Source organism: Psychrobacter sp. Sarcosine-02u-2, assembly GCF_002836335.1.
GTDB lineage: Bacteria > Pseudomonadota > Gammaproteobacteria > Pseudomonadales > Moraxellaceae > Psychrobacter > Psychrobacter faecalis.
The window spans coordinates 1-3,787 of the sequence record NZ_PJBX01000026.1 but is presented as its reverse complement, the minus strand read 5'-3'; the positions used below and the strand labels follow the sequence as shown (position 1 = coordinate 3,787).

Annotated in this window: 5 protein-coding genes; 2 read left to right on the top strand and 3 right to left on the bottom strand. The window is 43.2% G+C overall.

The genetic code is table 11. From position 1 onward, the window contains the following. The coding region (locus CXF58_RS00955) for a zinc ribbon domain-containing protein (RefSeq protein WP_145989765.1) at positions 1-262 on the top strand (262 nt) is incomplete at its 5' end. A gap of 185 nt (positions 263-447) precedes the next feature. Then, positions 448-1,323, top strand: a complete 876-nt coding sequence (locus CXF58_RS00950) for a mechanosensitive ion channel family protein (RefSeq protein ID WP_102076297.1) — start codon at positions 448-450, stop codon at positions 1,321-1,323. 15 nt (positions 1,324-1,338) lie between these two features. Here CXF58_RS00950 and ybeY read toward each other — a convergent pair whose 3' ends face one another. From ybeY to CXF58_RS00935, 3 genes are all read right to left on the bottom strand, one after another. Then, on the bottom strand, positions 1,339-1,995 hold the full coding sequence (ybeY, locus tag CXF58_RS00945) for an rRNA maturation RNase YbeY (RefSeq protein WP_102076296.1): 657 nt from the start codon (positions 1,993-1,995) through the stop codon (positions 1,339-1,341). A 113-nt stretch (positions 1,996-2,108) separates the two neighbouring features. After that, a complete protein-coding gene (locus CXF58_RS00940; RefSeq protein ID WP_180952488.1) occupies positions 2,109-3,209 on the bottom strand; it encodes a PhoH family protein in 1,101 nt (366 codons plus the stop codon). Positions 3,210-3,525: 316 nt separating this feature from the next. Continuing rightward, positions 3,526-3,787: zinc ribbon domain-containing protein (locus CXF58_RS00935; RefSeq protein WP_145989764.1), on the bottom strand; the 262-nt coding region annotated here is incomplete at its 5' end.

Here is a 3,787-nt window from a genome sequence, read left to right as displayed (position 1 = left end):
TTGGACAGGCGGATTACTTGTTAAAGTCAATCCGCAATATACCAGCCAAACCTGCTTTGAGTGCAAGCATATCGCCAAGGAAAATAGACGCACTCAAGCTAAATTTGAGTGCGTCAAATGCGGGCATAAAGCAAATGCTGATGTGAATGCAGCTAAAAATATTCTTGCGGCAGGACATGCCGTTTTGTCTGCGGAGGGAGGATGCGGTAAAGGTCGCCCGCTGAAACAGAAAACTTGTGACATTCGTGAGAAAGTCGCCTAAGCGCTAACGCTTTTAGAATCCCCCACTTGAGCTTAGCGAAAGTGGTGGGAGTATGTCAATAACTTTGTTTAAATTTAGTGCCGGTCTTATATAGTTATTATGCATTTTTTAAAAAAGGTTAAATGATAATAAACATTAAAAAGACAAAAATTAATGATCAAACAGTTTGGAAATAAAGAGTCAGTATGGAATTTTTAGGTTTTACCGTCGATCTTGCTACCTTAACAGAAAATGCGCTCAGCATTGCGCTTAAAATCGCATTTGCCTTATTAATATTTATGATAGGGCGCTGGTTAGCAAAGAAAATCGTTGCTATCAGCAATCGCATTATGCTACGTAGCCATTTAGAGGCGACGGCGGCCAATTTTTTAAGCCGCGTATTATATGGCATATTATTGGTCATCGTGATTTTGGCAGCGCTTAGCAAAGTCGGCGTGCAGACTACTTCGGTCGTTGCTATCTTGGGCGGCGCGGCGGTGGCGATTGGTTTGTCACTGAAAGATCAGCTATCCAACTTTGCCGCTGGTATTATGATTGTGACCTTTCGTCCGTTTGTGCGCGGCGATTATGTGCAAATCAGCAGTTACACCGGTACAGTCACCGAGATCACCTTAGTCAATACCCATTTAACGACCATCAATAATCACGATATTATCATTCCAAATGGCGATATCACCACCTCGGCGGTGATTAACTATACGGCGTTACCCAACCGCCGCGTCGATATCACCGTTGGTATTGGCTATGACGCCGATATCAAAACCGCCAAAGATATTATGCTAAATTTGGCAAAAAATAATCCACTGGCGTTTACCGATCCAGCGCCTGTGATACGCGTGACCAACTTGGGTGACAACTCAGTCGATTTAACCTTGAATGTCTGGACCACCAACGATGATTGGTGGGCGATGCAGTGTGATTTATTAGAACAATTCAAAAACGCCCTTGATGATAACAAGATTGACATCCCATTCCCGCAGCGCAGCGTGCATGTCAAAGGCTTAGATCAGATGATTAATCAGATGGATCAAGCGCAAAAAACCATATTAAAGAAAAGTTAAACAAGGCTAAAAATCTTAGAGATAAGGGTTTGGTAGGCCTAACTCTGCCAAAATAGCAATCTCAAAACTTTCCATCTCATCTTGCTCGGCTTGTCCGAGCTCATGGTCAAAGCCCAGTAGATGCAGTATGCCATGTATCAATAAATGGCTGATGTGCTGCGCCACGGTCTTGTTTTGCTCAGTAGCTTCACGTACCACCACAGCATGACAAATCACCAGCTCGCCTAGCGGCAACGTTGGCATCAGCCCAATGATTGCCGCTGGCAAGTCGCTTGGGTAGGATAAAATATTGGTGGCATAATCTTTGCCGCGCGCCTCTAAATTTAGCTCTTGACCTTCGAGGGCATCGGTAATATAAATATCGAGCGCTTTGGTTTTTTCTTGCCATATCTCACTATCGATATCAGCAAAGTAAGGCAGCGTCAGACCATGGTTAATACGCTCATCGATATAATCCAATGTCGCTATCATGACTTTTAACAGTTTTTCGCGATTATAAAAGCTCTCAAGTATCTCGTCATCGATGCTATCGGCGGCGCTAATATCAAGCACGGCTAAGCTGTCATTAGTATTAAGTGCGTCTAAGTTCTCACCGTTCTCTTTATTATTAAAACGGCTATTAATATTCTCATCTAAATGATTATCAGCGTTATTATGTTCGGCTGGGCTCATGCCATTATCCTTTTTTATATCAATATTAAAAATATTCAACAATAAATATCTAACACTAAAAAACCGGATATTAAATCCGGTTTGTGTCATATATATACGTCGCTTAAAATAGCTTATAACTTAGCGGCGGCATCAGAAATGGCTTGTTTACGCTCTTGCTCTTTCATGCGCTCAAACTTGCGCTTTTCTTGTAAGGCAAGTTGCTCTTCATCAAAGACATCATAAGCTTCAACAATTTTTTGCACCAATTGATGGCGCACGACGTCTTTTGAGTCAAACTTAGTGATATGAATCTCTTCGATACCGCTTAAGATATCCATCGCTTGTGCCAGACCTGATTTATGCCCACGCGGCAAATCGACCTGCGTGATGTCACCAGTAATAACCGCCCGCGAACCAAAACCTAAACGGGTCAAGAACATTTTCATCTGCTCAGGCGTGGTATTTTGCGCTTCATCTAAGATAACAAACGAATTGTTTAGCGTACGACCGCGCATATAAGCAAGGGGGGCGACCTCAATGATTTGCTTTTCGAGCATTTTACCGACTTTATCAAAGCCAAGCATCTCATACAGGGCATCATATAAAGGGCGCAAATAAGGGTCAATTTTTTGAGTCAAATCCCCAGGTAAAAAACCCAGTTTTTCGCCAGCTTCTACCGCCGGACGCACCAATAAAATACGCTCAATCTCGTTGCGCTCAAGCATATCGACCGCACAAGCAACAGCAAGATAGGTCTTACCCGTACCAGCAGGCCCAATACCAAACGACACATCAGAGGCTAAAATATCTCTGACATAACGCTGCTGATTACCACCGCGCGGAATGATTTTACCTTTACGGGTACGCAGACTAATGGGCGTAAAGTCAGTAGCGGCTTCCAAATTATCAGCATCTTCCTCGGCAGCCGATTGCTTATCAGCCTCTAAGTCTTCATCACGGGCGATGCTCGATTGAATGATTAAGTGCAGCTCTTCGGCGCTGATATCTTTGGTGTTTTGCGCTTCATCGACCATTTTATAAATGATGCGTTCGCCGCGCTCAACGCCCAAAATATCGCCACTTAAACAGAAGTCGCCTTGGCGTTGGCTGATTTTAATATCGAGGCGTTCTTGGATGTATTTCATGTGGTTATTATATTCGCCGAGCACGGTTTTCAGCTGTGCTGGGGTCAACGATTCAAAATGTATACGGCGGCTTATGGAATCAGTCAAGCGATTATCCTTGTATTTGGTTGCCCACTGCATGTTCGTTACTTCAGTGCATTAGTGCTTCTGTGCTTTTATGCATGATAGTCAGGCGGGCTTTAAAAATAAAATAATACGTCGTGTTTCAATGCTTTTTCATTGCGTTTATAACGGTTATGTAAATACTGAAAGTAGTGCTAATAAATATGACGGTAAAATTTTGCTAAAAATAGTTGTTGATAAGATGACAGTAATAAGTAAATGCCCTGTCTTCATTATGGTAGTTGACATACTCCCACCACTTTCGCTAAGCTCAAGTGGGGGATTCTAAAAGCGTTAGCGCTTAGGCGACTTTCTCACGAATGTCACAAGTTTTCTGTTTCAACGGGCGACCTTTACCGCATCCTCCCTCCGCAGACAAAACGGCATGTCCTGCCGCAAGAATATTTTTAGCTGCATTCACATCAGCATTTGCTTTATGCCCGCATTGGACGCACTCAAACTTAGCTTGGGTTTGTCGATTTTCTTTAGCGATATGCTTGCATTCAAAGCAGGTTTGGCTGGTGTAGCGTGGGTTTACTTTAATGAGCACCCCGCCTTGCCAG